This is a genomic window from Phyllobacterium sp. GQ127 (assembly GCF_059758635.1).
In genome coordinates this window covers 1-1,256 of the sequence record NZ_JCAXDZ010000023.1, presented here as the reverse complement: position 1 = coordinate 1,256, position 1,256 = coordinate 1, and the positions used below count along the sequence as shown (strand labels likewise).

Genomic DNA, 1,256 nt, shown 5'->3' with positions numbered 1-1,256 from the left:
GCACATTCGCGCAGGGTGCTTTCAAGAATGTCGAGCGCTTCACAGAAGACGTCGTCCTGGATAGTTATCGGCGCCAGGAAACGGATAACGTTGCTATGCACCCCGCATGTCAAAAGGATGAGACCTTTCTCCAACGCCTTCGCACGAACTTTGTTGGTGAAATCGGCGTTCGGCGTCCTGGTGCCTGGCACGTTGAACTCGACGGCATTCATGAAGCCGGGTCCGCGAATATCAACGATTTGCGGGGTATCTTCCCGCAAGGATTGCAGGCGCTGCTTAAGGCGCGAACCAAGAAGCTCTGCTCTTTCGCAAAGGTTTTCCTCCTCAATAACGTCGAGCACCGCATTGCCGGCTGCGATGCCAATCGGGTTGCCACCATAGGTTCCGCCCAAGCCACCAGGTCCCGGTGCATCCATGATATTGGCACGGCCCGTGACAGCTGCAATCGGGAAGCCGCCCCCCAAGCCTTTGGCCATTGTGGTGATATCGGCCACGACCCCGTAATGCTCCATAGCGAAGAGCTTGCCGGTACGGGCAAAACCGGTCTGAACCTCATCGGCGATCAGCAGGATGCCATGTTGATCTGCGAGTTCCCGCAGCTTTGCCATGAAAGCGCGCGGCACTTCATAAAAACCACCTTCGCCCTGTACTGGCTCAACGATGAAAGCAGCAACCCGGTTTGGATCAACATCGGCCTTAAAGAGCTTGTCGAGCACGTCCAGAGAACCCTCGATCGTCGTTCCATGCAGTTCGACCGGAAATGGCACATGGAAAACATCCGGCATCATCGCTCCGAATCCGACCTTGTAAGGGGCAACCTTGCCGGTCAGTGTCATGCCCATGAACGTGCGGCCGTGAAAGCCGCCGGTAAAAGCGATCACAGCGGAACGATTGGTGGCCGCACGAGCGATCTTCACCGCGTTCTCAACCGCCTCAGCGCCGGTCGTTACGAAGACCGTCTTCTTCTGAAAATTACCCGGAACAACAGCATTAAGTCGTTCGGCGAGGCGCACATAGTTTTCGTAAGGCACGACCTGATGGCAGGTGTGGGTGAAATGATCGAGCTGATCTTTGACAGCAGCAATTATTTTGGGGTGACGATGGCCAGTGTTGACAACGGCGATGCCCGCAGCAAAATCTATATAACGCCTGCCCTCAACGTCCCAAATCTCCGCGTTTTCGGCTCGTTCTGCATAAATTTGGGTTGTAACCCCCACACCGCGCGAGACAGCATCAGAGCGGCGGATGCCGATTTC

Annotated in this window: 1 protein-coding gene; it reads right to left on the bottom strand. The window is 55.7% G+C overall.

The features are described 5' to 3' along the window. Positions 1-1,253 (bottom strand): 4-aminobutyrate--2-oxoglutarate transaminase (locus tag AC6CHM_RS25085; RefSeq protein ID WP_498176062.1); only part of this gene is annotated, 1,253 nt, incomplete at its 3' end. Positions 1,254-1,256: the final 3 nt, after the last annotated feature.